The 22,197-nt window shown below is 62.6% G+C and carries 23 protein-coding genes; 9 read left to right on the top strand and 14 right to left on the bottom strand.

Annotated elements, in window-relative coordinates; translation table 11 throughout:
• The first annotated feature begins 23 nt into the window (after positions 1 to 23).
• Together BDK61_RS09385 and BDK61_RS09380 are read left to right on the top strand one after the other, a co-directional pair.
• Positions 24 to 1,175 (top strand): thiolase family protein, encoded by a 1,152-nt coding sequence (locus tag BDK61_RS09385; protein WP_004961328.1) that lies wholly within the window; start codon positions 24 to 26, stop codon positions 1,173 to 1,175.
• Positions 1,172 to 1,552 (top strand): Zn-ribbon domain-containing OB-fold protein, encoded by a 381-nt coding sequence (locus BDK61_RS09380; protein WP_004961331.1) that lies wholly within the window; start codon positions 1,172 to 1,174, stop codon positions 1,550 to 1,552. The genes BDK61_RS09385 and BDK61_RS09380 overlap by 4 nt, the downstream gene beginning before the upstream one ends.
• Here the strand turns inward: BDK61_RS09380 and BDK61_RS09375 are convergent, their stop codons facing one another.
• The 3 genes from BDK61_RS09375 to BDK61_RS09365 form a co-directional block, all read right to left on the bottom strand.
• The gene (locus BDK61_RS09375; RefSeq protein ID WP_121303082.1) at positions 1,553 to 3,124 is read right to left on the bottom strand and encodes a bifunctional metallophosphatase/5'-nucleotidase; all 1,572 of its coding nucleotides are present in this window, start codon (positions 3,122 to 3,124) and stop codon (positions 1,553 to 1,555) included.
• Between the two features lie 89 nt (positions 3,125 to 3,213).
• Complete coding sequence (locus BDK61_RS09370) at positions 3,214 to 3,693, bottom strand: HTH domain-containing protein (protein ID WP_004961336.1); 480 nt, start codon at positions 3,691 to 3,693, stop codon at positions 3,214 to 3,216.
• Between the two features lie 78 nt (positions 3,694 to 3,771).
• Complete coding sequence (locus BDK61_RS09365; RefSeq protein ID WP_121303081.1) at positions 3,772 to 4,356, bottom strand: DUF7547 family protein; 585 nt, start codon at positions 4,354 to 4,356, stop codon at positions 3,772 to 3,774.
• Between the two features lie 148 nt (positions 4,357 to 4,504).
• On the opposite strand from BDK61_RS09365, the gene BDK61_RS23360 reads away from it, so the two are divergent.
• Positions 4,505 to 4,654, top strand: a complete 150-nt coding sequence (locus BDK61_RS23360; RefSeq protein ID WP_004961340.1) for a hypothetical protein — start codon at positions 4,505 to 4,507, stop codon at positions 4,652 to 4,654.
• Between the two features lie 140 nt (positions 4,655 to 4,794).
• Here BDK61_RS23360 and dpsA read toward each other — a convergent pair whose 3' ends face one another.
• Together dpsA and BDK61_RS09355 are read right to left on the bottom strand one after the other, a co-directional pair.
• Entirely contained in the window at positions 4,795 to 5,328 is a 534-nt protein-coding gene (gene dpsA, locus BDK61_RS09360) for a DNA starvation/stationary phase protection protein DpsA (protein WP_121303922.1), read from the bottom strand.
• 181 nt (positions 5,329 to 5,509) lie between these two features.
• Positions 5,510 to 5,896, bottom strand: coding sequence for a hypothetical protein (locus BDK61_RS09355; protein ID WP_121303080.1), 387 nt, complete (start codon positions 5,894 to 5,896; stop codon positions 5,510 to 5,512).
• Between the two features lie 132 nt (positions 5,897 to 6,028).
• On the opposite strand from BDK61_RS09355, the gene acs reads away from it, so the two are divergent.
• Positions 6,029 to 8,134 carry an acetate--CoA ligase alpha subunit gene (acs, locus tag BDK61_RS09350; RefSeq protein WP_004961345.1) on the top strand — a complete coding sequence of 702 codons (2,106 nt, stop codon included), beginning with the start codon at positions 6,029 to 6,031 and terminating at the stop codon, positions 8,132 to 8,134.
• A complete protein-coding gene (locus BDK61_RS09345) occupies positions 8,131 to 9,207 on the top strand; it encodes a phosphotransacetylase family protein (protein ID WP_004961348.1) in 1,077 nt (358 codons plus the stop codon). Before acs ends, BDK61_RS09345 begins: the two co-directional genes overlap by 4 nt.
• A gap of 196 nt (positions 9,208 to 9,403) precedes the next feature.
• On the opposite strand, the gene bioD is transcribed toward BDK61_RS09345, so the two are convergent.
• The 4 genes from bioD to bioB are packed head-to-tail and all read right to left on the bottom strand — an operon-like array spanning position 9,404 to position 13,604.
• Entirely contained in the window at positions 9,404 to 10,138 is a 735-nt protein-coding gene (bioD, locus tag BDK61_RS09340) for a dethiobiotin synthase (RefSeq protein ID WP_121303079.1), read from the bottom strand.
• The gene (locus BDK61_RS09335; RefSeq protein ID WP_121303078.1) at positions 10,135 to 11,337 is read right to left on the bottom strand and encodes an aminotransferase class I/II-fold pyridoxal phosphate-dependent enzyme; all 1,203 of its coding nucleotides are present in this window, start codon (positions 11,335 to 11,337) and stop codon (positions 10,135 to 10,137) included. Before BDK61_RS09335 ends, bioD begins: the two co-directional genes overlap by 4 nt.
• Positions 11,338 to 11,358: 21 nt before the next feature.
• Complete coding sequence (locus BDK61_RS09330) at positions 11,359 to 12,486, bottom strand: transcriptional regulator (RefSeq protein WP_121303077.1); 1,128 nt, start codon at positions 12,484 to 12,486, stop codon at positions 11,359 to 11,361.
• Between the two features lie 2 nt (positions 12,487 to 12,488).
• Positions 12,489 to 13,604, bottom strand: a complete 1,116-nt coding sequence (gene bioB, locus BDK61_RS09325; RefSeq protein WP_121303076.1) for a biotin synthase BioB — start codon at positions 13,602 to 13,604, stop codon at positions 12,489 to 12,491.
• 105 nt (positions 13,605 to 13,709) lie between these two features.
• Between bioB and BDK61_RS09320 the strand changes: the two genes are divergently transcribed.
• Positions 13,710 to 14,525 (top strand): cytochrome c oxidase subunit 3, encoded by an 816-nt coding sequence (locus BDK61_RS09320; RefSeq protein ID WP_004961359.1) that lies wholly within the window; start codon positions 13,710 to 13,712, stop codon positions 14,523 to 14,525.
• 22 nt (positions 14,526 to 14,547) lie between these two features.
• Here BDK61_RS09320 and BDK61_RS09315 read toward each other — a convergent pair whose 3' ends face one another.
• Positions 14,548 to 15,072 (bottom strand): hypothetical protein, encoded by a 525-nt coding sequence (locus BDK61_RS09315; protein ID WP_004961361.1) that lies wholly within the window; start codon positions 15,070 to 15,072, stop codon positions 14,548 to 14,550.
• A 3-nt stretch (positions 15,073 to 15,075) separates the two neighbouring features.
• Positions 15,076 to 17,358 carry a DUF6789 family protein gene (locus BDK61_RS09310; protein WP_007190378.1) on the bottom strand — a complete coding sequence of 761 codons (2,283 nt, stop codon included), beginning with the start codon at positions 17,356 to 17,358 and terminating at the stop codon, positions 15,076 to 15,078.
• A 177-nt stretch (positions 17,359 to 17,535) separates the two neighbouring features.
• Here BDK61_RS09310 and BDK61_RS09305 point away from each other — a divergent pair, with 177 nt between their 5' ends.
• Together BDK61_RS09305 and coxB are read left to right on the top strand one after the other, a co-directional pair.
• Positions 17,536 to 18,534: a transposase gene (locus BDK61_RS09305; protein WP_121302241.1), complete on the top strand. Its 999-nt coding sequence runs from the start codon at positions 17,536 to 17,538 to the stop codon at positions 18,532 to 18,534.
• Between the two features lie 75 nt (positions 18,535 to 18,609).
• Complete coding sequence (gene coxB / locus BDK61_RS09300) at positions 18,610 to 19,332, top strand: cytochrome c oxidase subunit II (RefSeq protein WP_121303075.1); 723 nt, start codon at positions 18,610 to 18,612, stop codon at positions 19,330 to 19,332.
• Positions 19,333 to 19,354: 22 nt separating this feature from the next.
• Here coxB and panB read toward each other — a convergent pair whose 3' ends face one another.
• Positions 19,355 to 20,164, bottom strand: coding sequence for a 3-methyl-2-oxobutanoate hydroxymethyltransferase (panB, locus tag BDK61_RS09295; protein WP_121303074.1), 810 nt, complete (start codon positions 20,162 to 20,164; stop codon positions 19,355 to 19,357).
• A 97-nt stretch (positions 20,165 to 20,261) separates the two neighbouring features.
• Between panB and BDK61_RS09290 the strand changes: the two genes are divergently transcribed.
• Positions 20,262 to 20,489: a DUF5822 domain-containing protein gene (locus tag BDK61_RS09290; RefSeq protein ID WP_004961369.1), complete on the top strand. Its 228-nt coding sequence runs from the start codon at positions 20,262 to 20,264 to the stop codon at positions 20,487 to 20,489.
• On the opposite strand, the gene BDK61_RS09285 is transcribed toward BDK61_RS09290, so the two are convergent.
• Both BDK61_RS09285 and BDK61_RS09280 read right to left on the bottom strand, forming a co-directional pair.
• The gene (locus BDK61_RS09285) at positions 20,468 to 21,010 is read right to left on the bottom strand and encodes an HAD family hydrolase (protein WP_004961371.1); all 543 of its coding nucleotides are present in this window, start codon (positions 21,008 to 21,010) and stop codon (positions 20,468 to 20,470) included. The genes BDK61_RS09290 and BDK61_RS09285 overlap by 22 nt on opposite strands.
• 48 nt (positions 21,011 to 21,058) lie before the next feature.
• Complete coding sequence (locus BDK61_RS09280; RefSeq protein WP_121303073.1) at positions 21,059 to 22,186, bottom strand: acyl-CoA dehydrogenase family protein; 1,128 nt, start codon at positions 22,184 to 22,186, stop codon at positions 21,059 to 21,061.
• Positions 22,187 to 22,197 lie beyond the last annotated feature (11 nt).

The following is a 22,197-nucleotide window of genomic DNA, read 5'->3' as shown; positions in this document are numbered from 1 at the left end:
GAGACCCCTGTGACGGCACAGGTATGGGAGTCGCAGTAATCGGCGCGTCAATGACGAAATTCGGGCAACGCGACGTCTGGATCCGTGAGTTGCTCTCGCAGGCGGGCGAGGAGTGTCTCACGGACGCCGGCGTCGCGCCCGACGACGTAGAGCACCTGTACGTCTCGAACATGGCCAGCGGTGAGTTCGAAGGCCAGACGGGAATTATGAATCTGCTGGCCCACGACCTGGGGGTGCTTCCGGCCTACAGCGAACGGGTTGACCAGACCTCTTCCTCGGGTGGGGCCGGCATCTACGAGGCCTGGCAGTCAGTCGCCAGCGGGGCCAGTGAGATGACGCTGCTGGTCGGCGGCGAAAAGATGACCCACAAGACGACGGGCCAGGCGACAGACATCATCGCCTCGATCACCCACCCCGACGAGTACAAACACGGCGTGACGCTCCCGTCCTTTGCCGGGATGACCGCCCGGCACTATCTGGAGCGCTTCGACGCCCCCCGGGAGTCACTCGCCCGGGTCGCGGTCAAGAACCACAGAAACGGCGTGGACAACCCCAAGGCGCAGTTCCAGAAGGAAATCACGATGGAGAAAGCGCTTGAGTCGCCCATCATCGCAGACCCATTGCGGCTGTATGACTTCTGTCCGATTACGGACGGCAGCGCCGCGCTCATGTTCACGACGGAGGAGCGGGCCAAGGAGATAACCGACGAGTACGCGCTGGTTTCCGGTATCGGCGGGGCAACCGACACCCACGTCGTCCACGAGCGCGACGACCCGACAATCATGGGCGGGGTCGTCGAGTCGAGCAAACAGGCCTACGAGATGGCCGGCCTCGGCCCCAACGACCTCGACGTGGCTGAACTGCATGACATGTTCACCATTCTGGAGTTCCTCCAGTTGGAGGGTATCGGTGTCGCCGACCAGGGAACGGCCTGGGAGATGGCGATGGACGGTGCGACGGCCAAGGACGGCGAGTTGCCGATCAACACCTCCGGCGGGCTCAAATCGAAGGGGCATCCGCTGGGGGCAAGCGGCGTCGCGCAAGGCGTCGAAATCTACGAACAACTGGTCGGCGAGGCCGGGCCGCGACAGGTCGAGGCCGACACCGCACTGGCGTGTAACGTCGGCGGGTTCGGAAACTGTGTCATCACCACCATCATGGAGGCCGCAGAATGACGCTGGAAGCAGGTATGTGTTCGAACGGTCACGTCTCGTACCCCACGCATCCGCTGTGTCCTGAGTGTGGCGAGCCACAGGAAGAGAGCTTCGACCTCTCGGACCGGACCGGCGAAGTCGTCACCTGGACCCACTCGACAGCGACGCCGCCGGGTGTCCGCGAGCCCAACACACTCGCTATCGTGGAGTTCGATGTAACGGACATCGACGACGCGAGCGACGAGTTTGTTCGCGCACTCGGGCAGGTGACCACCGATGAGGTCGAAACCGGTGACACGGTCGAACCCGTCTACATCGAGGAACTCCGCGACCCCGACGCGGGTATTAAAGTGCCCGAGAGTCAGGACTGGGACGGCTACCGCTGGGACCCAGTCTGATCAGCTCTCCTCGCTCTGCCTGGTGATGCGGCCCTCCGTCGTCGGCGAAATCGTCCCCTGTTCTTCGATGGTGTTGATAATGAGGTCCGAGAGGAGCGCCCCCTCGTTCGAGGAGACGAGGACGGTCGCATCACTGAGCATATCGTAGCCGTCGCCGCCGCCGGAGACGAAATCGTTCGTCGCAAGCGTGTACGTCGCGTCCGGGTCGATTGGGTCGCCACCGGCAGTCGCGTCGACGATTCGGTCGCCGCTCTCCGCGGTGGGGTCGTACGTGTACGTGATACCGCTCACCTGCGGGAACCGGCCAGCCCCCGCCTCGACGCGGCTCACCCCGTTTTCCAGCGCCGCAAGCAGCGTCTCGCCGGTGACTTCCAGCTCGGCTACGTTGTTCGGGAACGGCAGGATGTCGACGACGACACGCCGCGTGATCGCTACCGGATCATCCTCACTTGCGTCTTCGAAATAGAGCCTGTCTGTCCGAATCCCGCCGCCGTTCATTAGCGCTGTGTCCGCTTCGACGTCAGTGCGGATGGTGTCGGCGACGAAGTTCCCCATGTTCGACTCGCGCGCTCGGACGACAGACTGCCGGGTGTCAAGCGGCTGGGTGGTCTCGCCGATGACCACGTCCAGTTGCCGTTCCAGTTGCGTCTCGTAGTGGTCCTGAACGAGACTGACAAACGGGTCCGTTCCGGCCGAAGATTCGCCGACGTTGTGGAGGACGAACTCGTGGTCTGTGACGCCGGATCCGTCGATACCGAGCGCCAACTCCCCGAGGTACTCGTACTCGTCGCCGACGAACGAGAGGACGGTGTCGTTGATGACTTCCGGTTCTTCGAGTAGCGACGCGGCATGGTCCCCGATGATAGCGTCGACGCCATCGACCTCCTCGGCGACAGTTCGAGCGGTTTCACTCGCGAGATGGGAGAGCACGATAACTGCGTCAGCGCCGTCGGCCCGCATCCGTTCTGTTACGTTCTGCAGCGCCGATGCCGGCGCAAGTACGTCGGTGTTCTCTCCGATAGAGGTGACTTCGGGGGCCTCCGGCGTAATGAGGCCAGTAACTCCGAGTGTCACGTCCCCAACATCCGTGAGGACGTACTGCTGGGCGCCTTGCTCGGCGGCGAAAACCGACCCATCTTCGCGGATATTCGCGCTGACCCTGGTGAAGAGACTGTCAGACACGCGCTCGCGGAGGACCTCTGGCCCCATGTCGAAATCGTGGTTGCCGAACGTATCGAAGTCCAGCCCGCCGGCGTTGAACGTCGAGACGACGTGGCGTCCGTCGAACACTGCCGACAGGACTGACGATGCAAGGTCGTCACCGTTGCCGACCCTGAGTGTGGTGTCGGCGTCTTCGGTGATTTCGTTCATCAGCCCGAAGTAGCGGGCGACGCTCAATTCCCCTGCAGAGGCGTTGGCAAACCGTCCGTGGACGTGGGTGTCATGCAGGAACGTGACAGTGGTTCCGTCCGTCTGGAGCGCGCCGCTGGCGGTCGTCGAGCCGATTGCGAGGCTGCCGAGGACAGACGCACCCGTCCCGAGTACATCACGACGTGTCACCTGTTCTGTCATATAAATGTGTAGTACTACGAACAGAACTTTATAATTCGTGTCGCGGCAATGGTGGTAGCCGGCCAGAACAGCAACGGAACGGACGAGAGCTACACGGTCGAGACAGTCGTCGAACCGGTGTCCGGGAGGGTTCCCGTCTCACCGAGTTCCGCGATACATTCCTCGACTGATTCCGTCCGGCCCGCGTCGGCAAAGGGGGCCACCTGCACGAGAGTGTCGTCCTCGTAGACCGCGAGACAGACGGCCGGCATGACGAGCTCTCGGCGTTTCTCGCCTGTCGTCGAACTGTAACAGAGCCGGGTGTCGAAAAACGGCGCGAGACAGACACCGGACTCGCGGGCCCAGTCCGCGAACTCGTTGTACAGGTCCCGTTCGATCCCGTTACCGGGGCCCTGCAGCGGAACGCGTTTCTCCCATTCCACCGTTTCGATGTCGTCGAGGACGCCGCGGCACACCAGCTCTTGTAGCTCACATTTGATAGCGGTACAACGTTTCTGTGATGGCGCAGGGAGGTCAGACCGGACGAACAGGGTCGCCCGACGACCGCCCGGAGCGGTAGAGCTGGACATCGGTACTCATACCTGTAACTGTGCAATAATAAATCATTATGTTTGTAGAAGTATATTTTCACACCACACTAGAACTCGTTACTCCTCGCCGTTTCCGTCTCCGTTTTCGGTACCAGTGTCGTCCCTGTCTGGGCCCTCGATATCGTCCTTTATCGACCGCAGCTCGGCATCTACGTCCACAGGAACGTCAGTAACTTCATCAGGGTCGACCGCCTCACTCACTTCAGATTCAGCGGCTAACCTTTCCCGGATCTGACCGCGTAATTGTTGGGCATCCTGAATGAGTTCGCGGGCTTCCTCATCTTCCGGCGTCCCCTCCACAGCCTGCTGAAGGTCTGTCAACGCACCGTCGAGGCGGGAGAGCGTGGCCCGGCTCAGGTCACTCGCACGCTGTCGCACCTCACCCGAGGCGGAGCCCGTCGATGTCGGCCGCCCCTCGGCCATCCGGAGGGCTCGCCGGAGTAGCTTCAGTGCCTCGATGTTGCTCTTCAACACGAGGATGACCGCGGGGATAGTTACATCGCTGGTGAACCGGAGGAGTTCGCCCGGTGTCGGCGGCCGCGGAAGACCACTGTCGGTCGTGGGCTCGACCTCCGTCTCCAGGTCCTGTAGCGTCGTAACGAGATCCGTAATCAGGGCGGTAAGGTCGTCGTCCGAGCTCATACCTCTCTCTTGTCGCCTCAGGTACTAAAGGCCGCGCTGTGTCGGCGATCGGTTCCGGGCCATTTCTGCCCTCGATGCAGGGGCTGGCGTCCGCAGATGATTAGGCCAACCAAAATCCTTTTAGCTTTAGGGGTACCTAACTCTGATAATGCCATCACAGACGGACGATGTCGAGACCTCCGAGGACCGCCCGGACGTTGCAGCACTGGACAGCGGTGCTGACAGAACCGTGTTTACTGAAGACGGGAACCGAGACGGCTGGATTTCGACTGACGTAACCGTTGACCTCAGACGGTAGTTCGTCCGCCCCCGCATTGCGTTTCTCTTTCCTCCGAGTCTGCACTGTTTTCTGCTGGAACGGTTCACACCACGCTATACACCTGAGCTAGGTAGTGACTAGCCGGCGAAAGAAACTGAGAGAGAAAGCCTTGTGCCGAGTTAGTCCAGCACGAGCGTGTCGTCTTCGAGGTAGTGCTCGATGTGGTGGGCGTCTTCCTCGGTCTGGACGATGATTTCTCGGAGGATCTGGGCCGTGGCGTGGTCACCGAGGTTCTCCGCGAGGTCGATGTGGTCACGGAGCGACTCGATGATGTCGCCGTACATCTCGAGGTCGTTTTCGAGCGACGTTCGGATGTCGTACACGTCCTGTCCTTCCGGCTCTACCGACGCGTGCTCCTCCTGTGCCTTGCCGCTGGAGATGGGCGTGCCACCGAGGGCCTGTGCTCGCTCTGCGAGCTCGTCGGCTGCCTCTTCGGCGTGTCCGGCAGCGTCGCCGAGGAACAGGTGGAGGTCACGGAACTCGGCACCCTCGACGTTCCAGTGGTGCTTCTTGACCTGATGATACAGCGTGTATGTGTCCGCCAGGTCCTGATTCAGCGCGTTGATTACCTGCTCGGACTTCTCCTTGTCGAGGCGGAGTTCGTTCTCTTCGACTTCCCCGAACTCGCGTCGGACGTGCTCTTGTGTTGCCATAGTCATCTTATCGTACAGGTGGAAGCCACTTAAAGATTGTTTTGTGAAAATATGTTTTCGGGAACCCAAAAATTATATTCTCAGATGGAAGGGCTGGTTACCTGAACTGAAATATTATCCGCTGATCACAACTGTCGCTTTAGCCCGGGCGCTGCACTTGAGATAACCGGGAATATATCTACTATGACGACGGCCGGGAAACAACGAGCGCAACGGCGTTTTCGTCGATAGTGCTGCTGTCAACCGCTGTTTCGCGGAGGACTTGCTCCTGATGGACTGCGACGACCGCGGCAAGCAGGTAGTCATCGAGTCCGAGATGCGCGCCGTACTCCTCCCAGACGGTCTCCCTGACAGCCATAAAGAACGTCTCGGGCGTGCGGTGTAGCACCGCATCGTCGAATCGCTTTCGCCACTCGTAAACGAGGTCCTCGACGCCCGGATTCTCACGCATCGTTCGCTGGTGGTCGGCGAGCGCGTCCCGCAACCGCTCTTCGTCGACGCTGTTCGTCCCCGCAACGCCACGGACCACGTCGTCGTCAAACGGTGCTGGGAGTGTTGGGTCATTCATTGGACGCCGCTACAGGGGTGGTGAACAAAAGTACCGTCACACCGAAATCGCGGTAATGAATCGTCTAGATTCCCGCTCGCCGGGAGTTCCCCACACATATATTCGGGCCCACCGTAACCATCGAGTAGAGGCATGGGACGATTATCGACGTTGTTTGCGCCGGAACGTGTCGCAGTGGTCGGGGCGACCGATTCGGAGGGATCCGTCGGTCACGCGGTCACCACGAACCTGCTCGATTCGTTTACAGGGGAGGTCGTGGCCGTGAACCCGAACAAAGAGACAGTACTTGGATTGCCGTGTTACGACAACCTCGCCGGCCTGGACGACCCCGGGTCGGTCGACGTTGCCGTCGTCGTCGTGCCGCCGACGGTGGCGGTCGAGGTCATCGAGAACGCCGGGGAAGCGGGTATCGAAAACGTCGTCGTCATCACCGCTGGCTTCGGTGAGACTGGCAGTGATGGGGCCGAACGTGAAAAGCGGCTCCGGGAGGCGGCCAGTGAATACGACCTGAATCTGGTCGGCCCGAACAGCCTCGGCGTGATGTCGACCCCCGTCGGGCTCAACGCCACTTTCGGCAATGAGATGGCCAGCGACGGCGACATCTCCTTTATGAGCCAGTCGGGCGCGTTCATCACCGCCGTGCTGGACTGGGCCGCCGAGCGCGATGTCGGCTTCAAGGACATCGTCTCGCTCGGGAACAAAGCAGTACTCGACGAGAGTGATTTCGTCGCTGAGTGGGGTGACGACCCTGATACTGATGTCATTCTGGGCTATCTTGAGGACATCAATGATGGGTCCTCGTTCGTACAGACGGCTCGTGAGGTGACACAGGAGACGCCGATTGTGCTTGTCAAGTCCGGCCGCACGGACGCGGGTGCGAGCGCGGCCGCCTCCCACACCGGTGCGATGGCCGGGTCGGAGCGGGCCTATGAGGCAGGCCTCGATAAGGCCGGAACGCTCCGCGTTGAATCTGTGCAGGAACTGTTCGACTACGCGCAGATTCTCGCCGGCCAACCGCTCCCGGATGGAGACGAAATCGCCATCGTCACAAACGCCGGCGGTCCCGGCGTGATGACGACCGACGCCGTCGGCGACTCGGACCTGCAACTCGCGCAGTTCGGTGACAAGACGTTCTCCCGACTCCGCGAAGAGATGCCTGATGAGGCCAACATCTACAATCCGGTCGACATTATCGGCGATGCTCCCGCCGAGCGCTTCGAGACAGCCCTCGAAACAGTCCTTGCGGACGACAACGTTTCGATGGCCGTCGTCGTCGCCTGTCCGACCGCAGTGCTTTCCTTCGAGGAACTCTCGGAACGCATCGTCGAACAGCAAGAGCAGTTCGGGAAACCGGTCGCGGCGACGCTGATGGGCGGGAAGTCGGTTGACGCTGGTGCGAACGTCCTGAGCGAAGCGGGCGTGCCGAACTACTTCGACCCGGCCCGCGCGGTCGGCAGTCTGGGCGCGCTCAAGCGCTACCGAGAAATCAAAGCGACGGAGTACGAGGAACCGACGACGTTCGACGTGGACCGCGAGCGGGCCCGCGAGATACTCGAATCCGGCGCCCGGCGCGGGTCGAACCGGCTCGGCGTGGAAGCGATGGAACTGCTTGACGCGTACGGGATTCCGACACCACAGGGTGATGTCGTCTCCTCGCCCGTCGAAGCGGAGGCTGTCGCCGAGGAAATCGGCGACGACGTGGTGATGAAAATCGTCAGTCCGGACATCCTGCATAAGTCCGACATCGGCGGCGTCGAGGTCGCTGTCCCCGTCGAGGAAGTTCGCGACACCTACGAGGACCTCGTCGTCAGGGCGCGTAACTATCAGGAAGACGCGACGATTCTCGGCGTTCAGGTACAGGAGATGGTCGACCTCGACAACGGCGTCGAGACGATTCTCGGGATGAACCGCGACCCGCAGTTCGGACCGTTGCTGTTGTTCGGTCTCGGCGGAATTTTCGTCGAGGTGCTTGAAGACAACACTGTCAGTGTCGCTCCTGTCAGCGAGACCGAGGCGAAAGGGATGCTCGATGACATCGACTCTGCGCCGCTGTTACGCGGTGCTCGGGGCCGCGACCCCGTCGACGAGGCCACGCTCGTCGAGACAATCCAGCGGCTCTCGCAACTCGTCACTGACTTCCCCGCAATCGTGGAACTGGACATCAATCCCCTCGTCGCGACGCCCGACGGGGTGCAGGCGGTCGACCTGCGACTCACCCTCGACCAGGAGAAACTATGACCGACACGAACACGCTACTCGTCACATCACTGGAGGAAGGTATCGGCAAGACGGCAATCACGCTCGCGCTAGCGACACGAGCCCACGACGCGGGCTACGATGTCGGCTACATGAAGCCCAAGGGGACGCGTCTGCGGAGTGCGGTCGGCAAGACACGGGACGAGGACCCGATGCTCGCCCGCGAGCTACTCGATCTGGAGACCGACCTCCACGACATGGAGCCCATCGTCTACTCGCCGACGTTCATTCAGGAAGCCATCCGCGGGCGTGAGGACCCGGATGACCTCCGTGAGCGACTGCAAGAGGGCATCGAGACGTGTTCGGACGGAACCGATATGCTCCTCGTCGAGGGGAGCAGTGACCTGGCGACTGGCAGTATCGTCGACCTCACAGACATCGATATCGCGGAGTTGCTCGACGCCCGTGTACTGTTAGTCACCGGCTACGACACGCCCAGTGACACGGACGAAATTCTGTCGGCGGCCGAAGCGATCGGTGATCGACTGGACGGCGTCCTGTTCAACGGCGTCACCGACGCGACGGTCGACGAACTCGCCGACGACGTGGTCCCGTTCCTCGAAGGCGAGGGGATTCCAGTCCACGGCATTCTGCCGCGTGACCGCTCGCTCGCCGGTGTCACGGTTGCTGACCTCGCCCGGAACCTCGGCGCGGACATCCTCACTGGTGATGCCAACACCGACGTCCACGTCGAGCGGTTCAGCGTCGGCGCAATGAGCGGGAGCAGCGCGCTCGAACGCTTCCGGCGGACACGCGATGCCGTCGTCGTCACCGGCGGCGACCGCTCGGAGGTCCAGACGGCGGCCCTCGAAGCGTCTGGTATCAACGCATTACTACTCACTGGTGGGTTCCAGCCCGCCAGTGCGGTCATCGGACAGGCGGCTGAGAAAAACGTCCCAGTGCTGTCAGTCCAGTCAGACACGCGGACGACGATAGACAGAGTCGAGGAAGTGCTCCGAACCGGGCAGACTCGGAACGAGGCAACAGTCGACCGTATGCGGACGCTACTGGACGACGGCGTCGACGTCGAGTCGCTGCTGTCAGTTGACCTCTAGCACCGTCGTTTCGGCTGGGCGTTAGCCCGTTCCTAACGGAACATGGCCCGGTACTGAGGGGAAATCTCCAGATGAAACGTGCCTTACTATTTTAGTGATCGGTAGTCAATCATCAGATGGAGCCTTACTGGCTCCGTAGTGTCACACGACGGGGGTTTGCCCCCGTTCTATCCCCTTTGTGCTGACACACCGACAGCTACTGCTCGATAGCTGGCCGCAGAACCGATTGTTGGAGATGCGCTCTGAGTCCGTCAATTACGCTCTCAGGTGACTCGATGTCAAGGGGTGGCACCGGCCAGACAGTGCAGTCGGTCATCCGTTCGATACCGTCCGGATTCGTACGCTCAGCGGTTGTTTCGCCTTCGTACTCGTTGAGAACGACACCGACGACTGGCACGCCTCGTTGCCGGAGCGCCTGAACCGTCAGCGCCGAGTGATTGAGCGTTCCGAGGCCCGAACGGGCGACGACCAGCGCAGGAAGCCCGATATCCGCAACGAGGTCGATGACCTCTCGGTCGTCCGCGAGCGGGACGCGCAGGCCGCCGATACCCTCGACAATAGCTGTCTCGCTTCCCGCCACGACATCGGCGACCCCGTCGCGGATCGACTCGTAGGAAAGCGTGACATCGTCGTCTGCTTCCCGTGCGGCCACTTCTGGAGCCAGCGGTGGCGATAACCGCTGCAGACAGACTGCGGCGTCCGCCGTGCCACAGACGGACTCGACAAACGCCGCGTCGTCGTCCGGCGGGTATCCGGTCTGGCAGGGCTTAACCGCGACAGCCTCGGTTCCTGTCTCCCGCAGCCAGCCCGTCAGCCCGGCGGTCACGACCGTCTTGCCGACGCCGGTGTCGGTCCCGACAACGAAGACGCCGTCCTCGGCGATGCGGCCGGTCCCACGCACGGGTCTCGAATCATTGCTCGTCTCGCTCACAGCACGCCCACCTCTGTGCCGGCAGTCCGGAAGGCGTCGAGACACTGCGCGATGTCGTCGGCGGTGTGTGTCGCCATCGGTGCAACCCGGATGCGGGACGTTCCTTCTGGCACTGTTGGCGGTCGAATCGCAGGCGCGACGATACCGTGGTCGCGCAGGCGGTCGGCCAGTTCGAGGGCGTCACCACGGTCACCGACGATGACCGGGAGGATATGTGTCTCGCCAAGCACCTCGTAGCCCATTGTCTCCAGCCCGTCCCGAAGCGTTGCCACGGTATCCCAGAGTTCCGCCGCACGATCGGTCTCGCGGGCGATTCGTAGCGCCTCGCGGGCCGCCGCAGCGTTCGGTGGGGATAGCCCAGTCGAGAACACGAATGACCGCGCGGCGTTCAGCAGATACTCGATGAGCACCTCGTCACCGGCGATGTAGCCGCCCTGGCTCGCCAGCGCTTTCGAGAGCGTCCCCAGTTGGATGTCGACACGGTGACTCAGCCCCTCACGTTGCACGACGCCACCGCCGCTGTCACCGAACAGCCCCGTCGCGTGCGCCTCGTCGACCATCAGCCACGCGCCGTACTCGTCGACGGCGTCACAGATGGCCGATAGCGGCGCGATGTCTCCGTCCATCGAGAACACGGAGTCGGTGACCACGAGCCACTGTTCGTCCTCATCGACATCGGCTGCTCGCGTGGCCAGTTTCGCTCGCAAGTCGTCCGGGTCACAGTGGTCGTAGACGACTGTCTCGCTGGCCCCGACGCGGCAGCCGTCGATAATTGAGGCGTGGTTCAGCTCGTCCGAAAAGACGACATCCGGGGCCAGCGCGTCGATAGTCCCGATGTTGGCCGCGTAGCCCGACGAGAACACCAGAGCCCGCTCGGTCCCTTTCGAGGCCGCGAGGTCGCGCTCCAGCGCTCGGTGAACCTTCGTGTCACCTGTGACCAGCCGCGAGGCCCCCGCGCCGCTCCCAACGGTTCGTGCGCCCAGTTCGGCCGCTCGCTGGACTCGGCTGTCATCGGCGAGTCCGAGGTAGTTGTTCGCGGCGAAAACGACTTCCTCGTCGCCGAACTCCGGTGGGTCTCCTTTAGGGTCATCGGCAAAGCGGGTCCGCGCCGAAACGGATTCAGCGACTTCCAGATGGCGCCGGAGGTTCTGTGCGTCGCGCTGTTTGAGTCGCTCGTTCAAATCGAAGCCGTGAGTCATGAAGCGTAGAGTCAGGCAGTCTCAGAAACCAGGCATCAGGTCGGCGGGGCCGAACACGCCGTAGTGCCCGGCGCGGTTGTTCCGGACACCGGCTTTCAGATAGCCCAGTGCTGGCCCGTTGACGTTGGCCTCCATACTCGTCGCGTCATCGAGTTCGAAGGTGTTCGTTCCCGTCTCGCCGTCGAATGTCGTGCCCGTCACGCTGACCGTCGTCGTGGTCGGTTTCTCGTCCGAGCGCACGTCGAGGACGCCGCCGACGTGGACGTCCTCGGCATCGCAGATGCCCGCACGCTCCAGCAACACGTCGTCGGCGTGTTCCATGTCGTGGAACTCCAGCACGCCGTCGTGCTCGTCGATGAGCGCCTCGATTTCGGCTTCGCTCATCTCGCGGGCTGTCTCGATGTCGTAGCCGTCGAGGTGCGCGATGTCTTCCCGGACCGTCCCGCGGTTGTCTTCGTAACCGGACTTGAGGCCGACGCCCCACCAGATTTCGACTTCCTCGACCTCAACGAAGGACTGGGCGGCCAGCGCCGCCGCCCCCGTCAGGAAGCCGGGGGTCGCGCCAGCCCCACAGACGAACGTGATGCCGGACGCTTTCAGCAGGTCTTCGCGGTCATCGAGCATGCCGATGACACGGGAGCGTTTGAGCACGTCAATCATGACGCCCTCGTAGTCAGCCTCGGCGAAGCGCTCGGCCACACGCGGGATGAAGTCGTGTTCCAGGTTCGGCAGCGCCAGCAGAACGGCGTTGATGGCGTCGCTCTCGGCGATAATGTCGTCGATGGGCGTTTCCGTCGGCTCGCCCTGCGAACTGGCGACGATGCCGGCCTGCTCGCCGTGCTGTTTGACGCCGTCGGCTGTTTCCGCCGTGGCTGTGCCGCCGTCGGCGGCCATATCCGGGTCGTCCTCCGGCCCGCTGTCTCGCGGTTCATCACCGCTCGACTGTTCCGGGCCGCTTTGCGGCCCGCTCGCGATGTTGCCTTCCGTCGCCTCCAGCAGTTCGTCTACGTCAAGGCCATCGTGGTCGAGAGCCACGCCGTTGCGGTCACAGGCCGCGACGGCGGTGAGGCCGTCCTTGTGCTGTGAGACTTCGAGCGTCCGCCGTCCGATTCCACCGGTTCCAAGCACTGCAAAGCGTATGTCGTCCATTGTCAGTCGTCGGATTTGAGCTCTGATTTGGTCTGTGCTGTCCCTGCCGCCGTCTCGGTTTCTGTCTCGTCAGCCGCGCGTTCTTTGACCGCCTCGGGGTCGAACTCGTTGGCCTCGGTGTTCGGCTCGAGTCCGGCCTCCTCCATGATTTCGAGGTCGTCGGCTGCCGTCTGTCCCTCTGTTGTGAGGTAATCGCCAGTGAGGATGCCGTCCGCACCGGCCTCCAGCGCGGCCACCTGTCCGTCCGTGTCGAGATTGACCTCGCGCCCGCCGGTCAGGCGCACGCGGGACTCTGGATGGAGCAGGCGGTACACCGCGATGGTCTTGACGACTTCCTCGGTCGTGATGTCGGGCAGCCCCTGTTCGGCCATGGGGGTGCCAGCGACCGGATTCAGGATGTTCACCGGAAGCGAGGAGATGCCGATGTCCTGCAGGGCCATTGCCGCGTCGACCCTGTCGGTCGGTGATTCGCCCATCCCGAGGATGACGCCGGCACAGAGGTCCATGCCGGCGTCCTTGGCGACCCGGAGCGTCTCGACCCGCTTCTCGAAGGTATGGGTCTGGACGACCTCCGGGAAGTACCGGGGAGAGGTCTCGATGTTGTGATTGTAGTGGTTGAGTCCCTCGTCGGCCAGAATCGCGGCCTCCTCCTCCGTGAGGATGCCGAGACTGGCGTCGACCTCCACGTCCGTCTCGTCGCGGACGAGACGGATGGCTTCGAGGACCTCCGCCCACTCCTCAGGTCGATTCTCCTTCGAGACGCCTTTCTCGGCGACGACGATACCGAACCGCTGTGCGCCGTCGCGTTCGGCGCGCTTTGCGGCTTCGAGTATCTTCTCCGGGCCGAGAAAACCGTAGTTGTCGATGCCGGTGTCGAAATGGACCGACTGGGCACAGAAGCCACAGTCTTCCGCACAGTTCCCGGCTTTGGCGTTTACGATCGAACACGCGTCGACGGTGTCATCACCCAGTTGCGTGCGCACGTAGTCGGCCCCGGCCGCGAGGTCGTCGACCGGCTGTGCGATGAGAGCCAGTCCGTCCCGTCGGTTGAGGCGCTCGCCGTCCAGCACGCGTACGACGGCATCATCTACCGTTTGGTTGCCCGTCTCGTAAACCACATTCTCGGTGTCGGTTGACGGTTTGATAAAGATTCGGGTGGGTCTCGCAGCCGACGCGCTAATCGCGGGGGTACCGTTTTACCGAACCCACTGCTACGCGTTCACATGGCTGGTTCGACGGAGGCGGGAACCGAACACGTCGCCGAAGACGGCCACGAACACCGAAGCCGGTGGCCGCTGCTAGCTGCAGTCGGCGCTGCGTCGCTGTACCTGAGTATCGGGCTGGTCTTTGTCGGGCTCGATCTGGTCCCGTCTGTGGTCCCGATTGTCCTCGGTGGTGCTGGTGCGATTGGCTTGCTGACCGGACTCGCTGGGTGGGCTAACGAGGCCTTCATCGCCGATTACCTACGGAACCGCAGCGATGGCGATTCCGACCTGTACGCCACAACGATGATTCTGTTTCTCGTCTCCGACGTGGCGACCTTCTCCGCCGGTTTCGTCTACTATGCCTTCATTCGGGCCGGGTCGTGGCCGCCAGCCCACCTCCCGCCGCTGCTCGGCTCGCTCGTGGTCATCAACACGGCGCTGCTCCTTGCTAGCAGCGTGACGCTCCATTACGGGCACGAGGCGCTCGAAGACGGGAACCGGGACCGGTTCCTCGGCCTGCTCGGGGTGACGCTCGCGCTCGGCGTTGTCTTCCTCGCCGGACAGGTGTACGAGTACTACGAGTTCGTTGCCGTGGAGGGGTTCGGCATCGGTTCGGGCGCGTTCGGGAGCGCGTTCTACGGCCTGACCGGTCTCCACGGTCTGCACGTCGCGCTCGGCGTCCTGCTGCTCGCTATCGCCTTCGGGCGCGCGCTCCGTGGCCATTACGCGCCCGAACGGGACACGGCTATCCGGACCACGTCGCTGTACTGGCACTTCGTCGACCTCGTGTGGGTGTTCCTCGTCGTCGTGCTGTACGTCGGCGCTGCGCTCTGACCATGCTCTGAGTGCGAGACCGCTACTCTGACCGGCCGGCCCGCTGTTCCAGTCGCACCAGCCGCCGGTACAGTGGCGGGGCCAGAACGCCGAGGAATCCGAGTGCAATGGCGAACACTCCAAGCGGGAACTGTAGTGGTGCGGCCGCGAAGCAGGTGTTCTCCGCGACGAGGGTCACGTAGTACTGTTCACCCTCGTAGGTAACGATGGCCCCGCGCCGGAAGGCGTCGGCGTTGGGCACGCTACCGACGACCTGCTGCTCACCAACTGGGTCGTCCACAGCCGTCAGAAACGCCGTCTGTTCGGCCGAGGAGAGGTCCTCGAAGGCTACCTGTGGGAGCCGCGGTCCCGGTTCGGCTCCGCTGAACCGCTCGGCCGTCCGCTCCGGCCCTTCGACGCCGATAGTCGGGTTTCCGCAGTTCTCCAGGTCCGGCTCAATGAGCGCGTAGCCGCCGGGCACGGCTCCGGCGATACCGACCGCGACGAGCAGGACGCCAACGAAGGGCGCGAGATACTGGAAGACGAACGAGTCAGCACCATCGCTCATCCGTTAGCTTCCTCCTCCGCCGCGGCTGCGGAGCGTCTCGTCCGATTTGAGGTACTGGAAGGTCACGGTTAGCCCAATGCCGTACGCCCAGTGAGAGACAAGCACGAACGTGAGGTACCCGATGAACGTAAGCCCGCTCTGGCCGGTGTAAAACGCGATGGCGAACCCGCTAGATATCAATGTCGCAAACACCAGCCCGGTCTCGAACAGGAGGCGACCGGGGAGATAGTCCGAAAAGGCAAGGAACAGGAGCGGCCAGGTGACGGTCCCGCCAACGAGGAACAGGACCGCGCCGATTGCCGGATTCGCGGGCAGCCCGACCAGTTCGGCGATTTCACCGAACGAAACCGGGTCGAGGACGCCAATGAGTATCGCCGTGATGAGTCCGCCGCTCATCAGGACCGTGCCGACGAACCCGCCGACTGCGGCCATCCAGGCGTTCCGAGAGACCGTCTGGGCGACGGTGCCGACGCCGCCGGCCAGCCCGGTCGGTTCGGCTTCGGGGGCGTAGGAGCGCCGTGTCGTCTCGGGCTCCGTCGGCTCCATGTCGTATTTGTCCATCATGTGCTGTTCGAACCACTGCCACTCGCGGGTGAACTGGCTCGTCGCCTTCAGGCCCCACGGGTCTGTCGTCGTCACGGGCGTCCCCCGCCAGTACGAGACAAGCATGTTATACAGCCATAACAAGGCGCTCAGGCCGATGATGTAGCCGCCCACAGTCGCAATCTGTTGGGCAAGCTGATACTCCGGCGGGTAGATCGCCTGCCGTCGCGGGAGCCCCAGCCCACCGATGACCAGCAACGTCATGAACGTCACGAACGAGCCAAAGACGATCAACAGCGCCTGAAACCGTGCCATCCGCGTGTCGTACCACCGGCCAGTGATGAGCGGATACCAGTAGTAGCTCGCGGCGATCATCAGGAACGGGATGATGCCGACGACGATGAGATGGAAGTGGCCGACGACGTAGTACGTCCCGTGATAGAGGATATCAACCGGGATGACGGCGAGGAACACGCCGGTGACGCCACCGATTATGAACGTCCCGATGCCGCCGGCACAGAGCATAAATGGCGCAGTCAGGCGGATATTCCCCTCCCACATCGTCGTGATCCAGTTGAACACCTTGATCGCGCTCGGAACGGCGATGGCGATGGAAACCGCCATGAACGACAGTTTGACCCGCGGGTCCGCACTCGTCGTGAACATATGATGCGCCCAGACGCCAAAGGAGAGCACGCCAAGCCCCAGTGTCGAGTAGACGATGAACTGGTAGCCAAAGAGCTTTCGCCCGACGAACTTCGGTAAAATAAGACTCATCAGCCCCGTCGCCGGAAGGAAGAGGATGTACACTTCCGGGTGGCCCCAGAACCAGAACAGGTGTTGCCAGAGGATGGCACCGCCACCCTCCGTGGCGAAAAAGGCCGTTCCGAGGTTCCGGTCTAGCAGGAGCATCACGAGCGCGCTCCCCAGCAGCGGAAAGGCGAACAGTGCAATCCCGCTCGTGACGAGCATATTCCACGAGAAGATGTCGAGGTTCGCCCAACTGACACCCTCACCGCGCTCGTAGACGATTGTGGTGATGAAGTTGATGGCCCCGACTGTCGTAGCGATGCCGCTCAGGTGTAACCCGAGCAACAGCAGGTCTATCTGTGGATTGGGCTGTTGCACAGACAGTGGCGCATACAGCGTCCAGCCGACGCTCACCTCGCGCATCGTGAGAAAAAACCGGATAGCGTCCGCCGGGAGCACCAGATTCAGCACCTGTCCAAGCACCTGCATCATCAGTCCCATTCGGACCAGAATCAGCGCCGGCGGCAGGAGCCAGAAGCCAATAGCGTTGACGCGGGGGAACGCCATGTCGTCGGCCCCGATGAGCAACGGCAAGACGTAGTTCCCGATGCCGAAAAACACGGGCAGGACAAAGAATATCAGCATCGTCAGCCCGTGCGTGGTAAACAGCGCGTTGTACGTCTCCGGCGTCCAGATGTCCGCCGGCGGCGTCAGCAGTTCCGTCCGGAGCATCATCGCGTCGACACCGCCCCATAGGCCGGCGGCGGTGCCGAAAAAGATATACAGCAAGCCGATGTCCCGGTGATCCGTCGTCGTCAGCCAGCGGGACAGTTCAGACTGGATTCGACCGATTTCGAATTCGACCTCCTCCCGCGTCGTGTAGCCGCCATCGCTCTCCGGTCGCGCCTTCCGTTGCTCCCGGACCCACAGGAAAAGCACTGCCAGGGCCAGCACAGCGAGAGCGGTTCCCTCAACGATAGCCCTGTTTAGCATCTGTGTGTGACGTGCCGTGCCGGAACGGTTGCTCGTGTCGCCATGCTATACGTTACCAATTTCTGACACGCCCACGCTCATAAAACCACACGGAGACCCGGATCTTGCGGCGATCGCCTCTCAGTTAAGAGCGTGTCATAGAAAGGGTCACATACGAAGCAGCAGGGTGCGGAAAGTGTGTCCAGCACAACCGCAACCCTGCAAGATTTGGATTCGGTAGACGCCTTCTTGAATGTCGCGGCTACCGAGACAGTACCGCTGTTTGAGCATCTTGAGTTCGAGTTTCTGCTAGAGTACGACGTGTTCGCCCCCGCTTCGAGGGGGCGAACACGGGTGCATCAGCCACCAGACCTCTTTCGCGGCTTTCTGCACTGCTACTACGAGGATGTCTACGGTACACGCCCGGTTGCACGAGAACTTCAGCACGGCCTCGTCTGGTACTATTGCGGGCTCGACAAACCGCCATCCAGAGACACAATCGACCGGTTTCTCACCGACCTAGAACACGTCATCGATGATGTTTTCCAGAGGCTCGTCGAGCAGGCCGCCGCCCGCGGCCTGCTCAACTCAACGTACTCTATCGATTCGACGCACGTTGAAGCGATCCAGTACAACGACGATGCGTCGTGGAACTACGATTCAACGGCCGAAGAGCACTACTACGGGTTCGGCTGTACGATCGTTTCGACCGGTTCAAAGATCCCGATTGCAGCAGAATTCACCCAACGCAAGCAGGCAGACGCTGAGACGGCGATGCGCGTCACAAAAGACGCGCTCGCCGTCGGGACACCGATCTGGATGCTTGGAGACAGTGCCTACGACATTCTTGAGTGGCACGACTTCCTGCTGGAAGTAGGGATTGTACCAGTCGCCCCGTACAACCCACGAAACACTGATGACCCGCTCGATATCGAATACAGGGTCGAAGACCGTATCAAGGAACACAGTGAGGAGGTTCAGCTCAAGCAATCAGTCTTGGATGAGACGTACAACCGCCGTACAGGAGTCGAACGCACCAACGATGCGGTGAAGGACTGCGGCCTCGGGCACGTTCGCGCCCGAGGCCGCGTCCACGCACGAACAGAGGTGTTCATTGCGCTGTGTCTCCGCATCGTTGTCGCAATCACAAATTTCGAGCGAGGAGACGACCCGGGTCGTGAGAAGCTCACACTATGAGGAGGATTCTATGACACGCTCAGTTAACGCAACGTTGGGCAAGTTATTTGACATGGCGATTGGTACAGTGTGACAATGCGTCTCCGAAGGCGCGTGCTTCAGGCGGGCCTTGTCGTGGTCGGGCTCTCGCTACTTGCTGCTCCGGTCACAGCGCAGTCGGTCAACAGGGCTGCTATCGACGACCTCAACGAACAACTCCTGTACGTCGCCCTGCCACTGACGCTATTCGTGGAACTCACGCTTGTGTACGTGATCTACCGGTTCCGAAACAACGACGACCCGAAGCCGACTGTTGACGACCCGGCGCTAGAGGTGACCTGGACGGCCGCGACGGGCGCGATACTCGTCTTCGTCGGTGTTTCGGCGTTCGTGGTGATGGCCAACCCCTACATCACGCCCGCAGCAGCCGAGGCATCCGCCGACGGGGACGACGCGTTCACGAACGATACGGAGATAGACGTCCTCGCCTACCAGTGGGGGTGGGAGTTCGCCTACGGCGAGGCCAACGTTACGACAGAGGAACGGCTCGTTCTTCCGGCCGACAAGAACGTCACGTTCAGGCTGCGGACAACAGATGTGATTCACGCCATCTACATTCCGCAACTGGGCGTCAAACAGGACATCTTCCCCGGCCGGACGATGACAGCCCGGACCCACGCCACCGAACCCGGCGAGTACCGACTGTACTGCGCCGAGATGTGCGGGGCCGGACACAGTAAGATGGACGCCACCGTCGTCGTCAAGAACCAGTCCGGGTACGACGCCTGGATGGAAAATCAGACGACCGCAGCCGGGTAGGTCGACATACCGACGTGACCGCTCAGTACAGGTCGTCGAGTTCGTCTTCGGTGTGGCTGTGTGACTCGCGCGGGAACTCGCCGGACTCAACGGCGTTGATGTACTCGTCGACAGCGTCGGCCACCTCACCGCGAACGTCGCCGAACTGCTCGGCGAACGGCGGGCTGGACTCCGAGAGGCCGACCACGTCGGTGAAAACGAGCACCTGACCGTCGCAGTCACCGCCGGCCCCAATACCGATTGTCGGGATATCAACGGCCTCGGTGACCTTGGCCGCGAGGTTGGCCGGGATGTGTTCGAGCACCAGCGCGAACGCGCCGGCGGCCTCGTGCTCTCGCGCGAGGTCGAGGATTTCCTCGGCCTCCTCACGGCCCGTCGCCTGTCTCGTGTAGCCGGTCTGGTTCACGCTCTGTGGCGTGAGCCCGAGGTGGGCCATTGTTGGGATTCCGAGCTCGGTCAGCCGCTCGGTCAGTTCGACTGTATGTGGTCCAGATTCGAGCTTGATCGCGTTTGCGCCCTCTTCTTTCAGCATTCGCCCACAGTTCTGGATGCTCTCGCTTTCGTCCGCGCCGAAGGAGAGAAACGGCATATCGGCGACGACCAGCGCGTTGTCCGCGCCACGTGCGACCGCGCCGACCCGGGAGGCCATCTCATCGAGCGTGACCGGGAGCGTGTCGTCGTGGCCGAGCACGGCGTTCCCCATGCTGTCGCCGACAAGAATGACGTCCACGCCGGTGTCGTCAACGATGCTCGCGGTAACGGCGTCGTACGCTGTCAGCATCGTGATCGGCTCCTCACCAGCCATCGCCTGCAGGTCCCGGACAGTTGGCATATCCGAGCGGGGGCGCGCCTGGGCCTTACCTGTTCGGGTTGCGCACTTCGCCCGGGAAACCGCAAGGCGCTTGCCGCACCTGGCTGTACCATCAGACGTGCCAACAGTCGAGAAAACGGACCCCGACGGCGTGGACTTCGGGTGGGTGATGCAGGTCACGTTCGTGACGACGATTCTGGTCGGCTCGCCGCTCGTCGTGCTCGCGTCGACCGCGGTCACGCTCCAGACTTGGACCGCGCGAGCGCTGTTCGCGGTCCGCGTCGGCGCACTCATCTGGTTCCTGACGGCCGTCTGCGTCTATCTTTACGCGCGGTACCGGGCCTGATCGAACTCGCTCGCCCACTCGAACGTCATCCCGGCCCGCTGTGCAGCCGTCGCATCGCTCTCCGAATCGCCGACGAACACCGTCGCTTCGGGATCAACGCCGATTTCATCGGTAATCGCTAGTAGTCCCTCCGGGTCTGGTTTCGGTGACTCGACGGTGTCACGGCCGACAACCGGACCGACGTAGCTGTCGAGGTCATGCACATCCAGCGCCGCCCGACACGCCTCCTCTGCGTTGAGCGAGCACACGCCGACGGGGACGCTGTGTGGGAGCCCCTCGGCGAGGGCCAGTCGGTCTGACTCATGCGCACCGGTCCGCTCGTGGTCGGTGATCGCCGCTTCGACGGCGTCACGGTGGCCAGTCTCCGAAGACAGCGTCAGCATCTCCCAGAGGTCACGGCTCTCGGGCTCGACGTTTCGTTCGCGCAGGACCGTCGCCACGTCGCTGGTCACTGTGTCCCAGTCGACAGCCAGCCTGACGAGCGTCCCGTCAAGGTCGTAAATCACAGCGTCGTGTGTCACACCAAGCGGTAGGGCCGACACCCGCAAAACCGCTTCGCCCCGGCCCACTCACTCCAGCAAGTCCTGTGCGATAATGTTCTGCTGGATTTCGCTGGTCCCCTCATAGATGGTCGTCACCTTCGCATCGCGGTAGAAGCGCTCGACGGGGTAGTCCGTCGTGTAGCCGTAGCCGCCGTGGATCTGAATCGCCTCGTTGGCTACGTCCACCGCCGTCTCGCTCGCGAAGTACTTCGCCATGCTCGCTGCCGCTCTCGCATCCTCGCCGCGTTCCAGTTGCTGTGCGGCGTTCCACGTCAGCAGCCGCGCCGCCTGTACGTTCGTCGCCATGTCCGCGAGTTTGTGCTGAATCGTCTGGAACTCGCTTATCGGCTGGTCGAACTGCTCGCGTTCCTTGGCGTAGTCGAGGGCCTCGTCGAGGGCTGACTGTGCGAGTCCGACAGCCTGTGCAGCGATAGCGACCCGACCGGTGGTCAGAATCGACAGGGCTGCGGCCAGCCCTTTACCTTCCTCTGTCAGCTGGTACCGCTCGGGAACGCGGACGCCGTCGAACTGGAGCGGTGTCGTGTCGCTCGCACGGAGCCCGAGTTTGTCCTCTTTCTCACCGACGGTGAGTCCCTCTGTGTCTTTCGGCACCAGGAACTGCGTTATCGAATCCGGGTCGTCGGGGTCGGCCTTCGCGAAGACGATGACGACGCCAGACCGTTTGCCGTTGGTGATCCACTGCTTCTCGCCGTTGATGACGTACTCATCGCCATCGCGCCGGGCAGTGGTCGACATCTCCCGCGGGTTCGACCCGGCCTGTGGCTCCGAGAGCGCGAACGCGCCGACCGGGCGGCCGTCGACCATCTCCGGGAGCCAGTCGTCCTGCACTGCCTCGGAACCGAACTGTGCGATACACGAGGTTGCGAGGCAGTGGACCGACAGCGCCGTCGCGACCGCGAGCGACCCGTACGCGAGTTCCTCGTTGACCAGCGCGTACGTCGGTTTGTCGGCGTCGAAGCCGCCGTATTCCGCCGGTGTTGTCAGTCCGGTGATGTCGATATCCGCGAGCCCGTCCCAGCATTCCTCGGGAAACGATTGCTCTCGGTCGGCATCAGCGGCTTTCGGGCGGATGTCCTCGACGGCAAACTCTCGAACGGTGTCACGGATGGCTCGCTGCGCAGCGGAGAGATCCATACCGGCCGTTA

Source organism: Haloarcula quadrata (assembly GCF_003634715.1).
Lineage (GTDB): Archaea > Halobacteriota > Halobacteria > Halobacteriales > Haloarculaceae > Haloarcula > Haloarcula marismortui.
This window is presented reverse-complemented; position numbering and strand designations above follow the sequence as displayed.

Excerpts from the sequence above, each read along its gene's own strand:
- BDK61_RS09385 (WP_004961328.1), top strand. The coding sequence starts at position 24 with ATGGGAGTCGCAGTAATCGGCGCGTCAATGACGAAATTCGGGCAACGC.
- BDK61_RS09380 (WP_004961331.1), top strand. The coding sequence starts at position 1,172 with ATGACGCTGGAAGCAGGTATGTGTTCGAACGGTCACGTCTCGTACCCC.
- BDK61_RS09375 (WP_121303082.1), bottom strand. The coding sequence starts at position 3,124 with ATGACAGAACAGGTGACACGTCGTGATGTACTCGGGACGGGTGCGTCT.
- BDK61_RS09370 (WP_004961336.1), bottom strand. The coding sequence starts at position 3,693 with ATGTCCAGCTCTACCGCTCCGGGCGGTCGTCGGGCGACCCTGTTCGTC.
- BDK61_RS09365 (WP_121303081.1), bottom strand. The coding sequence starts at position 4,356 with ATGAGCTCGGACGACGACCTTACCGCCCTGATTACGGATCTCGTTACG.
- BDK61_RS23360 (WP_004961340.1), top strand. The coding sequence starts at position 4,505 with ATGCCATCACAGACGGACGATGTCGAGACCTCCGAGGACCGCCCGGAC.
- dpsA (WP_121303922.1), bottom strand. The coding sequence starts at position 5,328 with ATGGCAACACAAGAGCACGTCCGACGCGAGTTCGGGGAAGTCGAAGAG.
- BDK61_RS09355 (WP_121303080.1), bottom strand. The coding sequence starts at position 5,896 with ATGAATGACCCAACACTCCCAGCACCGTTTGACGACGACGTGGTCCGT.
- acs (WP_004961345.1), top strand. The coding sequence starts at position 6,029 with ATGGGACGATTATCGACGTTGTTTGCGCCGGAACGTGTCGCAGTGGTC.
- BDK61_RS09345 (WP_004961348.1), top strand. The coding sequence starts at position 8,131 with ATGACCGACACGAACACGCTACTCGTCACATCACTGGAGGAAGGTATC.
- BDK61_RS09335 (WP_121303078.1), bottom strand. The coding sequence starts at position 11,337 with ATGACTCACGGCTTCGATTTGAACGAGCGACTCAAACAGCGCGACGCA.
- BDK61_RS09330 (WP_121303077.1), bottom strand. The coding sequence starts at position 12,486 with ATGGACGACATACGCTTTGCAGTGCTTGGAACCGGTGGAATCGGACGG.
- BDK61_RS09320 (WP_004961359.1), top strand. The coding sequence starts at position 13,710 with ATGGCTGGTTCGACGGAGGCGGGAACCGAACACGTCGCCGAAGACGGC.
- BDK61_RS09315 (WP_004961361.1), bottom strand. The coding sequence starts at position 15,072 with ATGAGCGATGGTGCTGACTCGTTCGTCTTCCAGTATCTCGCGCCCTTC.
- BDK61_RS09310 (WP_007190378.1), bottom strand. The coding sequence starts at position 17,358 with ATGCTAAACAGGGCTATCGTTGAGGGAACCGCTCTCGCTGTGCTGGCC.
- coxB (WP_121303075.1), top strand. The coding sequence starts at position 18,610 with ATGCGTCTCCGAAGGCGCGTGCTTCAGGCGGGCCTTGTCGTGGTCGGG.
- panB (WP_121303074.1), bottom strand. The coding sequence starts at position 20,164 with ATGCCAACTGTCCGGGACCTGCAGGCGATGGCTGGTGAGGAGCCGATC.
- BDK61_RS09280 (WP_121303073.1), bottom strand. The coding sequence starts at position 22,186 with ATGGATCTCTCCGCTGCGCAGCGAGCCATCCGTGACACCGTTCGAGAG.